The organism is Georgenia sp. SYP-B2076 (assembly GCF_003991205.1).
Taxonomy (GTDB): domain Bacteria; phylum Actinomycetota; class Actinomycetes; order Actinomycetales; family Actinomycetaceae; genus Georgenia.
Window position 1 is genome coordinate 22,522 of record NZ_RXOZ01000003.1, and the last position, 16,514, is coordinate 39,035.

General features: G+C 73.0%; 15 protein-coding genes. 10 read left to right on the plus strand and 5 right to left on the minus strand.

The window, feature by feature from the left end; translation table 11 throughout:
- Positions 1-23: 23 nt before the first annotated feature.
- Complete coding sequence (locus EJK16_RS01685; RefSeq protein WP_127125711.1) at positions 24-1,286, plus strand: diacylglycerol kinase family protein; 1,263 nt, start codon at positions 24-26, stop codon at positions 1,284-1,286.
- 3 nt (positions 1,287-1,289) lie between these two features.
- On the opposite strand, the gene pheA is transcribed toward EJK16_RS01685, so the two are convergent.
- Complete coding sequence (gene pheA / locus EJK16_RS01690) at positions 1,290-2,462, minus strand: prephenate dehydratase (RefSeq protein WP_370275879.1); 1,173 nt, start codon at positions 2,460-2,462, stop codon at positions 1,290-1,292.
- 91 nt (positions 2,463-2,553) lie between these two features.
- Here pheA and EJK16_RS01695 point away from each other — a divergent pair, with 91 nt between their 5' ends.
- Positions 2,554-5,181, plus strand: coding sequence for a hypothetical protein (locus tag EJK16_RS01695; protein ID WP_127125713.1), 2,628 nt, complete (start codon positions 2,554-2,556; stop codon positions 5,179-5,181).
- Here EJK16_RS01695 and EJK16_RS01700 read toward each other — a convergent pair.
- The 3 genes from EJK16_RS01700 to EJK16_RS01710 form a co-directional block, all read right to left on the minus strand.
- Complete coding sequence (locus tag EJK16_RS01700) at positions 5,148-5,951, minus strand: glycosyltransferase (protein ID WP_127125715.1); 804 nt, start codon at positions 5,949-5,951, stop codon at positions 5,148-5,150. The genes EJK16_RS01695 and EJK16_RS01700 overlap by 34 nt on opposite strands.
- A gap of 134 nt (positions 5,952-6,085) precedes the next feature.
- A complete protein-coding gene (locus EJK16_RS01705; RefSeq protein WP_127125717.1) occupies positions 6,086-6,976 on the minus strand; it encodes a DUF5926 family protein in 891 nt (296 codons plus the stop codon).
- Between the two features lie 44 nt (positions 6,977-7,020).
- Positions 7,021-7,374 (minus strand): rhodanese-like domain-containing protein, encoded by a 354-nt coding sequence (locus tag EJK16_RS01710; RefSeq protein ID WP_127125719.1) that lies wholly within the window; start codon positions 7,372-7,374, stop codon positions 7,021-7,023.
- A gap of 74 nt (positions 7,375-7,448) precedes the next feature.
- Between EJK16_RS01710 and pgm the strand changes: the two genes are divergently transcribed.
- Positions 7,449-9,131, plus strand: a complete 1,683-nt coding sequence (pgm, locus tag EJK16_RS01715) for a phosphoglucomutase (alpha-D-glucose-1,6-bisphosphate-dependent) (protein ID WP_127125721.1) — start codon at positions 7,449-7,451, stop codon at positions 9,129-9,131.
- Positions 9,132-9,189: 58 nt separating this feature from the next.
- Here the strand turns inward: pgm and EJK16_RS01720 are convergent, their stop codons facing one another.
- Positions 9,190-9,702 carry a nucleoside deaminase gene (locus EJK16_RS01720; protein WP_127125723.1) on the minus strand — a complete coding sequence of 171 codons (513 nt, stop codon included), beginning with the start codon at positions 9,700-9,702 and terminating at the stop codon, positions 9,190-9,192.
- 93 nt (positions 9,703-9,795) lie between these two features.
- Here EJK16_RS01720 and EJK16_RS01725 point away from each other — a divergent pair, with 93 nt between their 5' ends.
- The 7 genes from EJK16_RS01725 (at position 9,796) to EJK16_RS01755 (ending at position 16,456) form a co-directional block, all read left to right on the plus strand.
- Positions 9,796-11,010 (plus strand): MFS transporter, encoded by a 1,215-nt coding sequence (locus tag EJK16_RS01725; protein ID WP_127125725.1) that lies wholly within the window; start codon positions 9,796-9,798, stop codon positions 11,008-11,010.
- 79 nt (positions 11,011-11,089) lie between these two features.
- Positions 11,090-11,458 carry a VOC family protein gene (locus EJK16_RS01730; RefSeq protein WP_127125727.1) on the plus strand — a complete coding sequence of 123 codons (369 nt, stop codon included), beginning with the start codon at positions 11,090-11,092 and terminating at the stop codon, positions 11,456-11,458.
- Between the two features lie 79 nt (positions 11,459-11,537).
- Entirely contained in the window at positions 11,538-13,280 is a 1,743-nt protein-coding gene (locus tag EJK16_RS01735) for a pyruvate dehydrogenase (RefSeq protein WP_205739550.1), read from the plus strand.
- Positions 13,281-13,417: 137 nt separating this feature from the next.
- Positions 13,418-14,239: a transporter substrate-binding domain-containing protein gene (locus tag EJK16_RS01740; protein WP_127125731.1), complete on the plus strand. Its 822-nt coding sequence runs from the start codon at positions 13,418-13,420 to the stop codon at positions 14,237-14,239.
- 13 nt (positions 14,240-14,252) lie between these two features.
- The gene (locus EJK16_RS01745; RefSeq protein ID WP_205739551.1) at positions 14,253-15,038 is read left to right on the plus strand and encodes an amino acid ABC transporter permease; all 786 of its coding nucleotides are present in this window, start codon (positions 14,253-14,255) and stop codon (positions 15,036-15,038) included.
- A complete protein-coding gene (locus EJK16_RS01750; RefSeq protein WP_127125735.1) occupies positions 15,035-15,844 on the plus strand; it encodes an amino acid ABC transporter ATP-binding protein in 810 nt (269 codons plus the stop codon). The genes EJK16_RS01745 and EJK16_RS01750 overlap by 4 nt, the downstream gene beginning before the upstream one ends.
- A gap of 96 nt (positions 15,845-15,940) precedes the next feature.
- On the plus strand, positions 15,941-16,456 hold the full coding sequence (locus EJK16_RS01755) for a gluconokinase (protein ID WP_127125737.1): 516 nt from the start codon (positions 15,941-15,943) through the stop codon (positions 16,454-16,456).
- The last annotated feature ends 58 nt before the right edge of the window (positions 16,457-16,514 follow it).

Below are 16,514 nucleotides of genomic sequence, written 5' to 3' on the forward strand. Positions count from 1 at the left end.
GCGAGCCTGGGTAGGTTGCCTCCATGACATGGGAGGCGTGGGTGGCGTTGGCCGCCCTTGTGCTGGCGCTCGTCGCCGTCGGGATCGGGCTGATGACGTGGAACGCGGTCCGGAACCGCACCCCGACGTTCTCGCTGGAGGAGCACGCGACCCCGGGGAACGGCGACGCGAAGCACCCGGTGGGCCCGCCCGCGGTGGTGTTCAACCCCTCCAAGAGCGCCGACGGCGAGGCGCTCCGTCAGCTCGTCTCCCAGACGGCCGCCGACGTCGGGCTGGACGAGCCGCTCTGGTTCGAGACGACGGTCGACGACCCGGGCCTCGGCCAGACCCGCGCGGCCCTCGAGCAGGGCGCCTCGGTGGTCATCGCCGCCGGGGGCGACGGCACCGTGCGCGCCGTGGCCGAGGGCCTCGCCGGGACCGCCGTGCCCATGGGCCTGCTCCCGCTCGGGACCGGCAACCTCCTGGCCCGCAACCTGGACCTCCCGATGGCCGACCAGCGCGAGATGGTCGCCACCGCGTTCACCGGCCGGAACCGCACGATGGACCTGGGCTGGCTGCGCACCGAGCCGCTCTCCGCCGCGGAGGCCGAGAAGGTCCGCGGCCGGGAGGACGCCTCGACGGCGCGTTCCTCCGAGCGCACCGACTCCGGCGAGGCGGCCGAGGGCCGGTTCAACGACCCCGCCGTCCCGGCCGACGACGAGCGGCGCGGGGGCGTGCTCACCGAGGGCCTCCTGGCCGACGAGGACCCGGACAAGGAGCACGTGTTCCTCGTCATCGCGGGCCTGGGCTTCGACGCGGCGATGGTCGCCGGCGCCGACGACGAGCTCAAGGCGAAGCTCGGCTGGATGGCGTACTTCGTCGCCGGCGTGCAGCACCTGGCCGGCCGGAAGATCCACGCCACGGTGGAGATGGGCATCTCCGGGCGCTCCGAGCCGATCACCGCGCGCACGATCCTGTTCGCCAACGTCGGGCGCCTGCCCGGCGGCGTCGTCCTCTTCCCCGACGCCCAGCTCGACGACGGCTGGCTCGACATCGCGGCCATCGACACCCGCGGCGGGCTCATCGGCTGGGCCGACCTGCTTCGCAAGGTCACGATGCAGGGGTTCGGGATCCGCAAGGACCTCATGCCCTACAGCACCGGGTCCATCGAGTTCCGGCGCAGCCACGACGTCACGGTGCGCACGGAGGAGCCCGAGCGGGTGCAGGTCGACGGCGACCTCGTCGGCTTCGCGACGACCATCTATGCCCGCGTGGAGAAGGGCGGGCTCATCGTCCGCACGGTGTAGGGCTCAGACGGTCACGCCGGCGAGCAGGTCTGCCACCCAGGCGCGGGCTGCGCGGAAGTCGGCGTCGTGGGTCCCGGGATGCACGTGCGGCTTCTGGCCGTCGGCACGCGGGTAGGAGCCGAGGAAGCGCACCATCGGACACACGCGGTGGAGCCCGATCAAGGTCGCCTGGACCCGCTCCTCGGCCACGTGCCCCTCGACGTCGATGGAGAAGGAGTAGCGGCCCAGGGAGTCCCCGATCGGCCGCGACTCGATGCGCGAGAGGTTCACCCCGCGCGTGGCGAACTGCTCGAGCATGCTCAGCAGCGCGCCCGCCTCGTTGTCGGGCAGGTGCACCAGAAGCGTCGTCTTGTCCGCCCCCGTCTTCTCGGGCACGTAGCCCGGGCGGGAGACGAGGACGAACCGCGTGACGGCGTGCGCGTTGTCGGCCACGCCTTCGGCGAGCACCGTCAGCCCGTACTTCTGGGCCGAGAGGGGCGCGGACAGGGCGGCATCGAAGCCGGGGTCCGGCGCGCCTGCCGCCAGGAGCGCGGCGGCCGCGGCGGTGGACGTGGCCGGCACGTGCACCGCGCCGTCCAGGTTCTTCGCGACCCAGCCGCGGCACTGCGCCCACGCGTGGGGGTGGGTGGACACGCGCCGGACGCGGTCGAGCGTCATGTCCGCGCGGGCCGCGAGGACGAAGGCGATGGGCACGAGCATCTCGCCCACGATCACCAGAGGGCTGCCCGTGGAGAGGGTGTCCAGGGTCACGTTGACCCCGCCCTCCACGGAGTTCTCGATGGGCACGACGGCGAAGTCGGCGCCACCGCCGCGGACCAGCTCCAGCGCGGTGACCACGTCGAGGCAGGGCAGCAGGTCGGACTCGTCGGCGTCGGTCACCTGCAGGAGCGCCGCCTCGGTGAACGTGCCCTCGGGACCGAGGTAGGCGTAGCGCGCGCGCCCGGACTCGCCGGACGCCGCCGGGGACGCGGCGGACACCTGTGTCCCCGCGACCACGTTGTTGCGAGCGGCCGCCTCGGCCGGAGCCGCCACCTCGGTCTCGGCGACCACCTCGGTCCCGGCCGCCGCCTCGGTTTGGGCGGCCGTCTCGGTCGGAGCGACCGTCTCGGGTCCGCCGTCCGGGCGCCCGACGTCGCCCGCGTCGTCGTGCATGAGGTCCTCCTGAGCGTGAGTCATCGCGGCGAGCCTAGTGTCACCGCGGGGCGCGATCGCGCACCGTCCGGGACCTGGCCTCCGTCGTCCCAGACCCGGCACGTAGGCTTCCCCGGTGACCAGCAGACGAAGAAAGCGGCAGCGCCGGATCGTCGCGGTGCTCGCACTGCTCGTCGCGCTCGGCCTGGTGCTCCCGTTCGCGTTGCCCCTCCTTCCCGCCGGCGCCGCGACGCCCTCGACCGTCAATGCCGCCGAGCCCGCCGGGGTGAACAGCGGCTCGGACGGCGCAGCACCCGCCGGAGCGAACACCGCCGCGCCCGACGCCGGCACGGCCGCGAGCGCCGACGCCCCCCTCGTCATCCTCGGGATGTCGGGTGTGCGCTGGGAGGACCTGTCGAGCCTGTCCACGCCCCACCTGTGGGAGCTCGCCCAGCAGGGGGCCTCCGCGAACATGGTCGTGCGCTCGGTGCGCTCGAGCACCTGCCCCGCCGACGGCTGGCTCGCCCTCTCGGCGGGCCGCCGCGCCGCGGACGTGCCCATGGCCGACTACGGCACCTGCCGTGACCTGCACGAGGTCGGCGAGTCCGGCGTCGTCCCCGGCTGGCCGGACTACCTGGACGCCGCCGCCGACGCCTCGTACGACGCCACCCCCGGTCTGCTCGGGGACCTCGTCGACGAACACGGCGTGGCCTCCCTCGCCGTCGGCCCGGGCGCGGCGATCGCGCTGGCCACCTCCGGCGGCGTCGTCGCCGGGGACCAGGTCCGCGCGCCGACCAGCGGCGAGCGGCTTGGCCGGGAGGTGGCCAAGGCACTCCCGGGCCACGCCCTGGCGGTGGTCGACGTCGGATCGGTCCGCGACCGCAACCGCCCGCTGGTGGGCGTCCCCCCGCCGGGCGCCACGCCCGCGCCGGAGGTCATCCCCGCGCCGGGACCCGCCGAGACGCCCGTCACGCCGCCGACGGAGGCGTGGCTGCTGACCTCGCCCGAGCGCAACGAGCAGGTCGCCGCGATCGACGCGCGCGTGGGCCACGTCCTCGACGCGGTCCGCTCCACGGCGCCGGGCGCGACCGTCGTCGTCGCCTCCTTGGCGAACTCCGGGACCGAGCCGTACATGCAGCTGCTCACCGCGGACGGCCCGGCCCTGGCCGGGCTCCCCGCCACGGGCGCCCTCTTCGACACCCGCTCCACGCGCCAGCCGGGCATGGTCCAGTCCACCGACCTGACCCCCACGGTGCTCGCCGCGCTGGGCGTCGAGGGTCCCGCCGGCCTGGCGGGCGCGCCGCTGACCGTGCTGCCCGACGGGCGCTCCGGCCCCGCGCGCGTTGCCCACCTCGAGGACGTCAACAACCACGCCGTGGCCATCCGCCCGCTCGTCGGCCCGTTCTACTCGGCCCTGGTCCTGATCGACCTGCTGCTCTTCGGGGTGGTCACCCTCGGCCTGAACCGGCGGGTCCTCGACGCGACAGCCGCCAAGCTCGAGGCGCGGGCCGGCCGCGGCGCGCGCGGCTCGGCGGCCGCGGCCGCCCTCGCCCGGGCGCTTCGCTCGCGCCGACCGGCCGCGGTGCTGCGCGTCCTGCGCGCCGCCGCCGTCGTCATCGGCGCGATCCCCGTGGCGAGCTACCTGGCCAACCTGCTGCCCTGGTGGCGCGCGGACAGTCCCGGCTCCGTGCTCTACACGGCGACCGCCGTCTTCGCCGGGGCGATCGCCGCCGTCGCGCTGCTCGGGCCGTGGCGGCGCCACCTGCTCGCCCCCGTCCTCATCGTGGCGGGGCTGACGGCGGCGCTCCTGACGGTGGACGTCATCACCGGCGCGCGTCTCCAGCTCTCCTCCCTCATGGGGGTCCAGCCGCAGGTCGGGGGCCGCTTCTACGGCTTCAACAACTCCTCGTTCTCCCTCTTCGCCGCCTCCACGATCCTGGTGGCGATGTGCCTCGCGGAGCCGCTGGTGCGGCGCGGGCGGCGGGTGTGGGCCGCCGTCGGGATCGGGGCGATCGGCCTCGTGGCCGTGGCGCTCGACGGTTCCCCCTCCATCGGCGCGGACTTCGGGGGCCCGCCGGCGCTGATCCCGGGATTCCTGGTGCTCGCCCTCCTCGCGCTCGGCGTGCGGCTGACGTGGCGGCGCATCGCCCTGGTGCTCGGCGCCTCCGCCGTGCTCGCGCTGAGCTTCTCGGTGATCGACTGGCTGCGCCCGCCCGCGGAGCGCTCGCACCTGGGCCGGTTCGTCGAGACGGTGCTCGACGGCGGCCTCCTCTCGGTGATCGGGCGGAAGCTGCAGCAGAACCTGACGAACCTGTTCGGCTCGACGCTGACGCTGCTGGCCATCGGAGGTGTCGTCGTCGTGGTCGTGCTGCTCACGCGACCGCTGCGCAGCGTCGCCCGGGCCAGCAGCGAGTCGAGCTACGGCTGGCTCGTGGGTGCGGACACGCTCGGGCGGATCGACCGCGACGCGGTTATGCTGCGCCCGACCCTCGTGGCGCTCGGCACGACTTTCGCGATCGCGTTCGCGGTCAACGACTCGGGCATCGTGCTGCCCGCGATCGGCATCGCCCTTGCGGTACCGCTGCTGGTGGGGGTGGTGGCGGGCTGGCTGCTCGAGCACGGCACGGCGACGGGCCCGGCGTCGGGCGGCGCGCCCCGCACGGAGGCGCAGGGGACGGTCGGGGCCGGAGTGTCCGGACCTCAGGCCCCCGGGGCCGACGCCTCCGGACCTCAGGCCTCCGGGGCGGACGCCCAGGCGCGGTAGGGGCGCCCCGGCTTCTGACCCGCGCTGTTGTCCGGCCGCTGCGAGGCGGGGACCTTCACGCCGCGCAGGCGCCGCGCGTTGGCCGCGAGCGCGACGTCCCGGTACTGGGCGCCCCGGTGCAGCTGGCCGGCGAGATCGTTGCGCGAGGGCCGGTGCCGCAGGTCGCAGGGCACCTCCTGGACGGTGAACCCGGCGACGAGCAGGTCGATCGTCATGCCCGTCTCCACGCCCCAGCCGCGCGAGAGGGGGCTGGCCGCCTCGAACGCCTCGCGGGTGAGGCACCGCTGGCCGGAGAGCGGCTGGGCGGGGCTCCACCCCGTCGCCCTGGCGATGGAGCGGCGCGCGAGCCCCGTGACGATGCCCCGCCCGCCCGCGCCGGGCTGCGGGGGCAGGACGGCGATCGTGCAGTCCGCGCGGCCCTCAAGCACGGGCGGGACGAGGGGGGACGTGGCGACCGCCGTCTCGCCGAGGTCGGCGTCGATGAAGAGCAGGAGACGCGGCGGGGCGCCCACCACGTCCCGCATCGCGACCACCGAGGCGCCGGTCTCCATCGCGGAGGCCTTGCCCCGGTTGACGGAGTGGCGCACCACGACGGCGCCGGCGCCGCGGGCGGCGTGCTGGGTGTCGTCCTCGGATCCGTCGTCGACGACGAGCACGAGGTCCACGTGCGGGATGGCGCGGGCCGCGCGGACGGTGGCGGCGACACGCTCGGCCTCGTCCTTCGCGGGGATGATGACGGCGACCCTCTGGGACTTCGGTGGTTGCCTCATCTGTCCAAGCCTATCCACGAACCCGACCTCCAGCGCACCGGCGCCCGGCGGCCCCTTGACCTGCCCCTGACCCGCCGGCGCGGTGAGGCCGGTCAGCGCAGGCTGACCTGGCGACGATGCCGGCGGGCCGCCGGTCAGCGCAGGCTGACCTGGCGCGAGACGATGCCGGCGCGGGCGCGGCGCTCGTCGGCGTTCAGCGGCTCGCCGTTTGCCAGGGCCGCGTCGAGCTTCTTCTCGAAGGCCTTGACGGGCCCGACGAGCTCCTCGGCCTCGGTGCCCGGCGCCAGCTCCCACACGGGGATGAGGATCCCGCAGGACCGGAAGGCGCCCACGAACTTCGCGCCCTCGTCGACGGCGGAGTCGCGGGCGGCGTGCAGCCGGGCGATCGCGTCGAGGACCAGCTCCTGGTCCTCCGGGCGCGCCCAGCGCAGGAACTCGCGGTTGTTCAGGCGCACCCAGTAGGCGGAGTCGACGCCCTCGACCTTCTGGGTCGGCGCGATCTCCTCGCTGGCGTGCTCGAGCGCGTGCTGGACGTCCTCGTCGCGCTCGGTGTCGGCGTCGAGCCAGTAGTCGAAGGTGTCCTTGACCTGGACCTCGAAGGGCACGGCGGTGTCGAGGACGTCCTGCAGGCGCGGCCCGGGCTCGGGCAGCCCGGCGACGGTGAGGGGCGTGCCGGGCTCGAGCTCGAGCGCGTCGAGCAGGACGGCGGCGACGTCGCGGGAGGCGTCCCCGGAGTGCGTGCCGGACTGGAGCGCGACGAGGACCGTGCCGTCGGCGCGGTGCAGCGCGGGGAGCATGTCCGGCAGCAGCGTGACGAGCTGGACCTCGCGGGCGCCGTGCTCGGCGGTGGTGCGGACGGTCGCCGTGGCGGCCGGGATGACCTCGCGCATCGCGACGATGTCGGTCTCGCCGGGCAGGCCCTCGAAGGGGCGCTCGACGTAGGCCACCTGGGGGCGCTTGACCTTCGGGGTGCGCTCGGGGCTGTCGGCGATGGACTGGCGCTTGGCGCGGCTCTTCTTACCCATGGCGCCCAAGAGTACGGGGCGTGGGCGCCGCGCTTGTCGCGCCCTCAGATGATGGTGGGCTCGCCGCCGCCGTCGGCGGCCAGCGGGAGGCCGGCGGCCCGCCAGGCCCTCATCCCGCCGTCGAGGTTGTACGAGTCGTAGCCGGCCTGGTTGAGCCACATCACCGAGCGCGCGGAGCGCCCGCCGGAGCGGCACACGACGATGAGGTCACCCTCGGGGAGCTCGTCGATGCGCTCGGGCAGCTCCCCCATGGGGATGTGCACGGCGCCGGGGGCGTGGCCCGCCTCCCACTCGCTGTCCTCGCGCACGTCGAGCAGCACGTAGCCGTCGGGCACGGGCCGCGCGGGGTCGAGGTCGGGGACGGCGATCTGGGAGCCGGGAACGTCGGGAAGAGCCATGCGCCCAGCCTACGTGCCCGGGCCGGGGCGCTAACTGCCCTGCCGTGCGCGGCTTCCGGTGGCAGGATCGGCACATGCACGAGCGCGCCGGTACCCGAGCCCTGCCCGAGGACCTCATCGACGTCGACGAGGTCGTCTCCGCCTACTACGATCGCACGCCTGATCTCGACGATCCCGCCCAGCAGGTGGCGTTCGGGACGTCGGGGCACCGCGGCTCCAGCCTCGACGGCGCCTTCAACGAGGCGCACATCGTCGCCACCACCGCCGCGATCGTGGAGTACCGCCGGTCCCAGGGCATCGACGGAGCCCTGTACATCGGCCGCGACACGCACGCGCTGAGCGAGCCGGCGTGGCGCAGCGCGCTGGAGGTGCTGGCCGCCGCCGGGGTCGAGGTGCGCATCGACGCGCGCGACTCCTGGACCCCCACCCCGGCGGTCTCGCACGCGATCCTGCGCGACAACGGCGCGGGCACCACCGGCGGCGTGCGCACGACCGGCCCGGGCCTGGCCGACGGCATCGTGGTCACCCCCTCGCACAACCCCCCGCGTGACGGCGGCTTCAAGTACAACCCCCCGCACGGCGGCCCCGCGGACTCCGACGCGACGTCGGTGATCGCCGCGCGCGCCAACGAGATCCTCCGCTCGGGGTGGCGGCAGGTGGAGCGCGTCCCGTTCGAACGGGCCGTGGCCGCGGAGACGACGCGGAAAAACGACTACATCACCGCCTACGTCGACGACCTCGCCAACGTCATCGACCTCGGGGCGATCCGCGACGCCGGCGTGCGCATCGGCGCCGACCCCCTCGGCGGGGCCTCGGTCGACTACTGGGGGGCGATCGGCGAGCGCTACGGCCTCGACCTCACGGTGGTCAACCCGTCGGTGGACCCGCGCTGGTCGTTCATGACCCTGGACTGGGACGGCAAGATCCGCATGGACTGCTCCTCGCCCTACGCGATGGCGTCCCTGCGCGAGAAGATGCAGGCCGGTCCGGACGGCTCGACCCCGTACGACATCGCCACCGGGAACGACGCCGACTCGGACCGGCACGGCGTCGTCACCCCCGACGCCGGGCTGATGAACCCCAACCACTACCTCGCCGTGGCCATCGAGTACCTGTTCTCGCACCGCACGGACTGGCCGGCCGACGCGGCCGTGGGCAAGACCCTGGTCTCCTCCGCGCTGATCGACCGCGTCGCAGCCGGCCTGGGACGCAGGCTGATCGAGGTGCCGGTCGGCTTCAAGTACTTCGTCTCCGGCCTGATCGACGGCTCGGTCGGGTTCGGCGGCGAGGAGTCCGCGGGCGCGTCCTTCCTGCGCACCGACGGCAACGTGTGGACCACGGACAAGGACGGCATCATCCTGGCGCTGCTGGCCTCGGAGATCCTCGCGGTCACCGGCAAGTCGCCCAGCCAGCTGCACGCCGGGCTGGTGGAGAAGTACGGCGCGAGCTCCTACGCGCGCATCGACGCCGCCGCCACCAAGCCGCAGAAGGCCAAGCTCGCGAAGCTGCGGCCGGAGGACGTCACCGCCACCGAGCTGGCGGGCGAGCCGATCACCGGCCGCCTGGTCGACGCCCCGGGCAACGGCGCCGCCATCGGCGGGCTGAAGGTGACGACCGAGGACGCGTGGTTCGCCGCGCGCCCCTCCGGCACCGAGGACGTCTACAAGATCTACGCCGAGTCCTTCCGCGGCGACGAGCACCTCGCCACGGTGCAGGCCGAGGCGAAGAAGGTCGTCGACGCGGCGCTGGGCGAGTAGCGGGGACGCGGCGCCGGGCGAGTAGCGCGCCGGCGGGGCGGGCCGTGCGACCGACCGGTCAGTCCTGCTCGCCGATGTCCTCGTTCCACAGGCCGGGCTCCTCGGCGATGAACTCGCGCATCATCGCCGCGCAGCCGGCGTCGTCCACGACCACGACCTCGACGCCCCGCGCGCGCAGCAGGTCCTCGCCGCCGTAGAAGGTCCGGTTCTCGCCGATGACGACGCGCGGGATGTTGTACAGCAGGATCGCGCCGGTGCACATGTCGCACGGTGAGAGCGTCGTGACCATCGTGGCTCGCGCGTAGACGCGCGCCGGCAGGCGCCCGGCGTTCTCCAGGCAGTCGGTCTCGCCGTGGCGGATGGCGCTGCCGTCCTGCACGCGCCGGTTACGGCCGACGGCGAGCACCTCGCCGTCCACGACGAGGGCGGCGCCGATCGGGATGCCGCCCTCCGCCCGGCCCGCCCGCGCCTCGGCCACGGCCAGGGCGAGCGCTCCGGCGTCGCCCACGTGCCCGCCGCCGCCCACGGGTCCGCCGTCGTGCGTCCGTGCGCCTCCGTCGTCCGTCTCCATGGCGGCGATCATCGCACCCCGCGTGTCCAACCTCACCGCCCGGGCCGGTCCGCGGCCCTGCCCCTTCCCGGCCGGTTGCGGCAGAATCGCCTGGTGCCCGGGCCCTACAGTCAGATTCTCCGCCTTCCCGGCGCCCTGGCCTTCTCCGCCGCCGGCCTGCTGGCGCGCTTCCCGACCGGGATGATCAGCATCGGCATCGTCCTGATGCTCTCGGAGATGTACGGCTCGTACGCCATGGCCGGCACCGTGTCGGCGACCTTCGTCGTCGCCCAGGCGATCTGCGCGCCGCAGCTCGCGCGGCTGGTGGACCGCCACGGCCAGGCCAAGGTGATGGCGCCGTCCGTCACGGTGAGCGCGCTCGGCCTGCTGGGCCTCGTGGTCGCGGCCGTGGCCGGGGCGCCGACGTGGACGCTCTTCGCCGCCGCGGCCCTGGCGGGCGCGACCATCGGCTCGCTCGGCGCCCTGGTGCGCGCGCGGTGGAGCCGGGTCGCGCGCACCCCGAAAGAGCTGCACCGGGCGTTCTCCCTGGAGTCGGCGCTCGACGAGTCGACCTTCGTCCTGGGCCCCGTGGTGGCCACCGCGCTGGCGACGTCGGTGGCCCCGTGGTCGGGGGTCGCCGTGGCGCTGGTCCTCGTCCTCGTCGGCGGCTACGCGTTCCTCGCGCAGCGGAGCACGGAGCCCCCCACGGTCGTGCGCGTGAGCCACACCGGGCGCGGCGGCTCGGTGATGCGCTCGGGGGTGATGATCGGGCTCGTCGCGGTCTTCATGTTCGTCGGCGGGATCTTCGGGGCCACGGACGTCTCGATCGTCGCGTTCACCGCGGAGCACGGCCGCCCGGGCATGGCCGGGGTGCTGCTCGCCATCTTCTCCGCGGGCTCCGTGATCGCCGGGCTGCTCTACGGCGCGAAGGTGTGGACCGGCCCGGCATGGCTGCGGTTCCTCGTCGGCGTGGTGGCGCTGACCGTCGGGACCTCGCTCTTCCAGCTGGCGAGCACCCTCGGCGTGATGGCCGCAGTGATGTTCGTGACCGGGTTCGCGATCTCTCCGACGATCATCAACGGCAACTCCATGGTCCAGCGCATCGTCGCCAAGGACCACCTCACCGAGGGCCTCACCTGGCTGAGCACCGGCATGAACTTCGGGGTCTCGATCGGCGCGTCCGTCGGCGGGGTGATGATCGACGCCCGCGGCTCCCACTCCGGCTTCCTCATGGTCCTGGCCTGCGGCGTCCTCGCGGTCGTCACCGCCCTGCTGGTGGCGCCCGTGCTGCGCCGCGGCGGCCAGGACGTCGCCGCCCACGTGTCCTGACACCGCCGCGGCACGAGCACCCGGCGCAGCTTCCCGGCTCCCCTGTTCGACGCCGTGGGCGCGCGCCACAATGGGCCGCATGGCCGACGCGCACCACCATCACGCCATCGACTACGTCGAGCTCGCGGTCACCGACGTCGAGGAGGCCAAGCGCTTCTACGCGGAGGCCTTCGGGTGGCAGTTCACCGACTACGGCCCGGAGTACGCCGGCATCCACGGACCCGGCGGGGAGTCCGGTCCCGAGGCCGGCGGCCTGCGCCTGGACGCCGAGGTGACCACGGGCGGCCCGCTGGTCCTGGTGTACTCCGACGATCTCGACGGGACCCTGTCGGCGGTGACGGCGGCCGGGGGGCTCGTCGTCGACGGCCCCTATGACTTCCCGGGCGGCCGCCGGTTCCACTTCCGCGACCCCAGCGGCAACCAGCTGGGCGTCTGGTCCCCTGCCTAGCGCGGCGCTCGGGCTGCGCGTCCCCCACGACAGAGGAAGGATCGGCACCGACAGCCGCCTCCTCCCGAAGGAGCACACCGTGGCAACTTCCGTCGCCGAGCACCTCGTCAACCAGCTCGCGGCCGCCGGGGTCGAACGGATTTACGGGATCGTGGGCGACTCGCTCAACCCCGTGGTCGACGCCGTCCGACGCACCGCCGGCCTCGACTGGGTCCACGTCCGCCACGAGGAGGCCGCCGCCTTCGCCGCGGCCGCGGAGGCCGCGGTCACCGGCAAGCTGGCGGTGTGCGCCGGCTCCTGCGGGCCGGGCAACCTCCACCTGATCAACGGCCTCTACGACGCGAACCGCTCACGCGTGCCGGTGCTGGCGATCGCCTCGCACATCCCCACCGACCAGATCGGCACGCAGTTCTTCCAGGAGACGCACCCGGACCGGCTCTTCACCGAGTGCTCGGTCTTCTCGGAGATGATCTCGTCCCCCGCCCAGGTCCCCCGCGTCACCCGCAGCGCCATCCAGCGCGCGGTGGCCTCGCCGGGCGTCGCGGTGCTGACCCTGCCCGGGGACGTCGCCGACCTTCCCGTGAGCGACGGCGACGACCAGGCGCTCGTCCCGGTGCCGCGGCCCGCCCGGCTGGTGCCCGACGCCGCCGACGTCGCCGCCCTGGCCGAGGCCATCAACGACGCCAAGAAGGTGACGTTCTTCGTCGGCGCCGGCGCGCGCAGCGCCCACGACGACCTCCTCGAGCTCGCGGACCTCGCCGCCGCGCCCGTCGGGCACTCGCTGCGCGGCAAGGAGGTCATCCAGTACGACAACCCCTTCGACGTCGGCATGTCGGGCCTGCTCGGCTACGGCGCGTGCCAGGACGCCATGGAGGGCGCGGACCTGCTCGTCCTGGTCGGCACGGACTTCCCCTACGACCGGTTCCTGCCCGCGGGCGTGCGCACCGCGCAGGTCGACGTCGACGCCGGCCACCTCGGCCGTCGCACCCGGCTGGACCTGCCGGTGCACGGCGACGTCAGGGAGACGGTGCGGCTGCTCCTCCCGCAGGTCCGGCGCAAGACCGACCGCAAGTTCCTCGACCGGATGGTCAAGAAGCAGCAGGACATGATGACCAAGGTGGTGGGCGCGTACACGAAGAACGTGGAGAAGATGCGGCCCATCCACCCGGAGTTCGCGACGGTGCTGCTGGACGAGGCCGCCTCCGAGGACGCGGTCTTCACCGTGGACACCGGCATGTGCAACGTGTGGGCCGCCCGCTACATCACGCCCAACGGGCGGCGGCGGGTGGTCGGGTCGTTCCTGCACGGCTCGATGGCCAACGCCCTGCCGCACGCCATCGGGGCGGCGTTCGCCGACCGCGACCGCCAGGTCGTGGCGATGGCCGGGGACGGCGGCCTCTCGATGCTGCTGGGTGAGCTCATCACGCTGCGCACCTACAACCTGCCGGTGAAGGTGGTGGTCTACAACAACGCGACGCTCGGCATGGTCAAGCTCGAGATGATCGTCGAGGGCCTGCCCTCCTACGGCACCGACTCGCCGCCGGTGGACTACCGGCAGGTCGCGCTGGCGCTGGGCATCCCGGCCGTCCGGGTCGAGGACCCGAAGGACCTGCGCAAGGCGCTGAGGGACGGGCTCCGGCGCAGGGGGCCGGCCCTCATCGAGATCGTCACCGACCCCAACGCCCTCTCGATCCCGCCGTCGATCACCGGCGGCCAGATCCGCGGCTTCGCCACCGCCGTCACGAAGCAGGTGTTCGGGGGCGGCATGGGCGAGGTCATGGCCATGGCCCGCTCGAACCTCCGCAACATCCCGCGGCCGTGAGCGCGCCGCGGTGGAAATGCTGGCACAGTGACGGGGGTCGTGCGACACTCCGGCAACGTGGGTGAAGTCTGCCGACACCAGTGCCCTGTCACACCAGTCGTACCCGTCACCCCTCGCCAGCTCCGGGAGAGTCACAGATGAGCGCACATTCCCTCCGCACCGGCCTCGCGGCCCTCGCCGCCGCACTGCTCCTGGCCTCCTGCGGCTCGAGCGGCGACGGCGGCTCCTCCACCGCCTCGCCCGCCGCCGGCAACGACCTCAAGCTCGTCCAGGCGGGCACGCTCACCGCCTGCTCCGACGTGCCTTACCCGCCCTTCGAGGTGGAGGACGCCTCGGCGCCCAGCGGCTACAGCGGCTTCGACATGGACCTGCTCCAGAAGATCGCCGACGGCCTCGGCCTCAAGCTCGTCGTCAACGACGTCAGCTTCGACGCCCTGCAGTCCGGGACCGTCCTCGCGTCCGGGCAGTGCGACATCGCCGCGTCGGCCATGACCATCACCCCGGCGCGCCAGAAGAACCTCGACTTCACGGACCCGTACTACGACTCCCTGCAGTCGCTCCTGGTCCCGGTCGACTCCGGCATCAAGTCCATCAACGACCTCGCCGGGAAGAAGGTCGGCGTCCAGCAGGGCACCACCGGGAAGCACTACGCCGAGGAGCACGCCAAGGGCGCGAGCATCAACGAGTTCCCGTCCGACGGCGAGCTGTGGCCGGCCCTGCAGGCGGGCCAGATCGACGCGATCCTGCAGGACCTGCCCGTGAACATCGTCCACGAGAAGGCCGACGCCAAGTACAAGGTCGTCGAGGAGTACAAGACCGACGAGCAGTACGGCTTCGCGATGAGCAAGGGCGAGAGGCCCGAGCTGCTCAAGGCCGTCAACGCCCAGCTCAAGACGCTGCGGGACGACGGCACCTACCAGAAGATCTATGACTCCTACTTCGCCATCAAGGCCTCCTGACGCGAGGGGCACCATGCGCAAGTCCACCAAGCGGCGCCTGACCCGGGGCGTCCTCTACGCGATCTTCATCGCGGCCGTGGTGATCGTGCTGGTCTTCACCGACTGGGCGCGCATCCAGGACCAGTACCTGCGCATCGACATCGCGCGGGAGCAGTTCCCCCAGATCATCACGATCGCGCTGAGGAACACGATCCTCTTCACGATCATCGCGTTCGCCGGCGGCCTGATCCTCGGCATCGTCATGGCCCTGCTCAAGCTCTCGTCGATCGGCCCGTACCGCTGGTTCGCCACCGCCTACGTCGAGCTCTTCCGCGGCCTGCCCGCCCTGCTGACGATCTTCGCGATGGCGTACGTGCTGCCGATCGGCCTGGGCATCCGGGTCCCCTTCGGGCAGGTGGGCGCCGGCCTGGTCGGCCTGATCCTGGTCGCCTCGGCGTACATGGCCGAGACGATCCGCTCCGGGATCCAGGCCGTGCCGAAGGGGCAGACGGAGGCCGCGAGGTCGCTCGGGATGTCCGCGGGCCGCACGATGTTCTGGATCACGCTGCCGCAGGCGTTCCGGATCATCATCCCGCCCATGACCAACGAGTTCGTGCTGCTCATCAAGGACACGTCGCTGCTGTTCATCGCGGGCTCGACGGTCTTCACGAAGGAGCTGACGACCTTCGCCCGGGACGGCCTGAGCATCAACAACAACGGCACCACCCTGGTGATGGCCGCGATGCTGTACCTGCTCATCACCATCCCGCTGACCCGGTTGGTCGCGGTGTTCGAACGACGATTGGCGAGGGCCCGATGAGCCACACCCCACCAGCGGCCGGAGCGGAGCCGGCCGCCGTGGCCGGTCCGGCCGCGGCCGGACGTGCCGCACCCGGCGTGGCGGCGATCGACATCCGCGGCCTACACAAGTCCTTCGGCGACAACAAGGTGCTCCGCGGCATCGACCTGACCATCAACGCCGGCGAGGTCGTCTGCGTCATCGGCCCCTCGGGTTCGGGCAAGTCGACCCTGCTGCGCACCGTCAACCTCCTCGAGGAGCCCACCGGCGGCTCCATCCGCATCGAGGGGGTGGACATCATGGACCCCGAGATCGACCTGGACCGTATCCGCACGCGGATCGGGATGGTCTTCCAGAGCTTCAACCTCTTCCCGCACCTCAGCGTCCTCGGGAACCTGACCATCGCGCAGCGCCGGGTGCTGGGGCGCTCCAAGGAGGAGTCCACCAGTGTCGCGCACGCGATGCTCGAGCGCGTCGGGCTGGTCGACAAGGCGGACGCCTACCCGGCCCACCTCTCGGGCGGGCAGCAGCAGCGCGTGGCGATCGCCCGGGCGCTGTCCATGAACCCCGACATGATGCTCTTCGACGAGCCCACGTCCGCGCTGGACCCCGAGCTCGTGGGCGAGGTCCTCGCGGTCATGCGCGACCTGGCCACGTCGGGCATGACGATGATGGTCGTCACCCACGAGATGCCCTTCGCCCAGGAGGTCGGCGACCGGCTGATCTTCATGGACGGCGGCGTCATCGTCGAGCAGGGCGACCCGCGCCAGGTGCTGACCGACCCGCAGCAGCCACGGACCCGGTCGTTCCTGTCCAAGGTCCTCTGACGGGGCCTGCCCCGGCCGGGCGTTCCGGTGTACTTGCCGCGCTGTCCCGGCCGGTGAGACCGTGGGGGCCGCATATTCGCCGATGGGTCGGGAACCATGACTAAGAACGCGACGAACCATCTGGTGCTCATGGGGGTCGCCGGTTCGGGCAAGACGACGGTCGCCCAGCTCCTGGTGCACCGGCTGGGCTGGAGCTACGCCGAGGCCGACGAGTTCCACCCGAAGGCCAACATCGACAAGATGGCCGGCGGGACCCCGCTGACGGACGAGGACCGCTGGCCGTGGCTGCGCGCCATCCGCGCCTGGCTCGACGCAGCGGAGGCCGCCGGGCGCAACGCGGTCATCACGTGCTCCGCCCTCAAGCGGTCCTACCGCGACGTCCTCGCCGGACCGAACCACGATGCGACCTTCGTGCACCTGGCCGGCTCCGCCGAGCTCATCGCCGAGCGGCTGAGCCGCCGTCAGGGACACTTCATGCCCGCGTCGCTCCTGCCCTCGCAGTTCGAGACGCTCGAGGATCTCGGCGCCGACGAGAACGGCATCGTCGTCGACATCTCGGGAACCCCCGAGGAGATCGCGGACGAGATCATGGAGCGCCTGCACCTGCGGTGACTTAGAGGCACGACGGCGGACCCCGGGCCGTCCCCCGGTCCGGTCGCCGTCGACTTCC

Bases quoted from the DNA above. Each gene is read 5' to 3' on its own strand.
- EJK16_RS01685 (WP_127125711.1), top strand. From the start codon at position 24: ATGACATGGGAGGCGTGGGTGGCGTTGGCCGCCCTTGTGCTGGCGCTC.
- pheA (WP_370275879.1), bottom strand. From the start codon at position 2,462: ATGACTCACGCTCAGGAGGACCTCATGCACGACGACGCGGGCGACGTC.
- EJK16_RS01700 (WP_127125715.1), bottom strand. From the start codon at position 5,951: ATGAGGCAACCACCGAAGTCCCAGAGGGTCGCCGTCATCATCCCCGCG.
- EJK16_RS01705 (WP_127125717.1), bottom strand. From the start codon at position 6,976: ATGGGTAAGAAGAGCCGCGCCAAGCGCCAGTCCATCGCCGACAGCCCC.
- EJK16_RS01710 (WP_127125719.1), bottom strand. From the start codon at position 7,374: ATGGCTCTTCCCGACGTTCCCGGCTCCCAGATCGCCGTCCCCGACCTC.
- pgm (WP_127125721.1), top strand. From the start codon at position 7,449: ATGCACGAGCGCGCCGGTACCCGAGCCCTGCCCGAGGACCTCATCGAC.
- EJK16_RS01720 (WP_127125723.1), bottom strand. From the start codon at position 9,702: ATGGAGACGGACGACGGAGGCGCACGGACGCACGACGGCGGACCCGTG.
- EJK16_RS01730 (WP_127125727.1), top strand. From the start codon at position 11,090: ATGGCCGACGCGCACCACCATCACGCCATCGACTACGTCGAGCTCGCG.
- EJK16_RS01740 (WP_127125731.1), top strand. From the start codon at position 13,418: ATGAGCGCACATTCCCTCCGCACCGGCCTCGCGGCCCTCGCCGCCGCA.
- EJK16_RS01745 (WP_205739551.1), top strand. From the start codon at position 14,253: ATGCGCAAGTCCACCAAGCGGCGCCTGACCCGGGGCGTCCTCTACGCG.
- EJK16_RS01750 (WP_127125735.1), top strand. From the start codon at position 15,035: ATGAGCCACACCCCACCAGCGGCCGGAGCGGAGCCGGCCGCCGTGGCC.
- EJK16_RS01755 (WP_127125737.1), top strand. From the start codon at position 15,941: ATGACTAAGAACGCGACGAACCATCTGGTGCTCATGGGGGTCGCCGGT.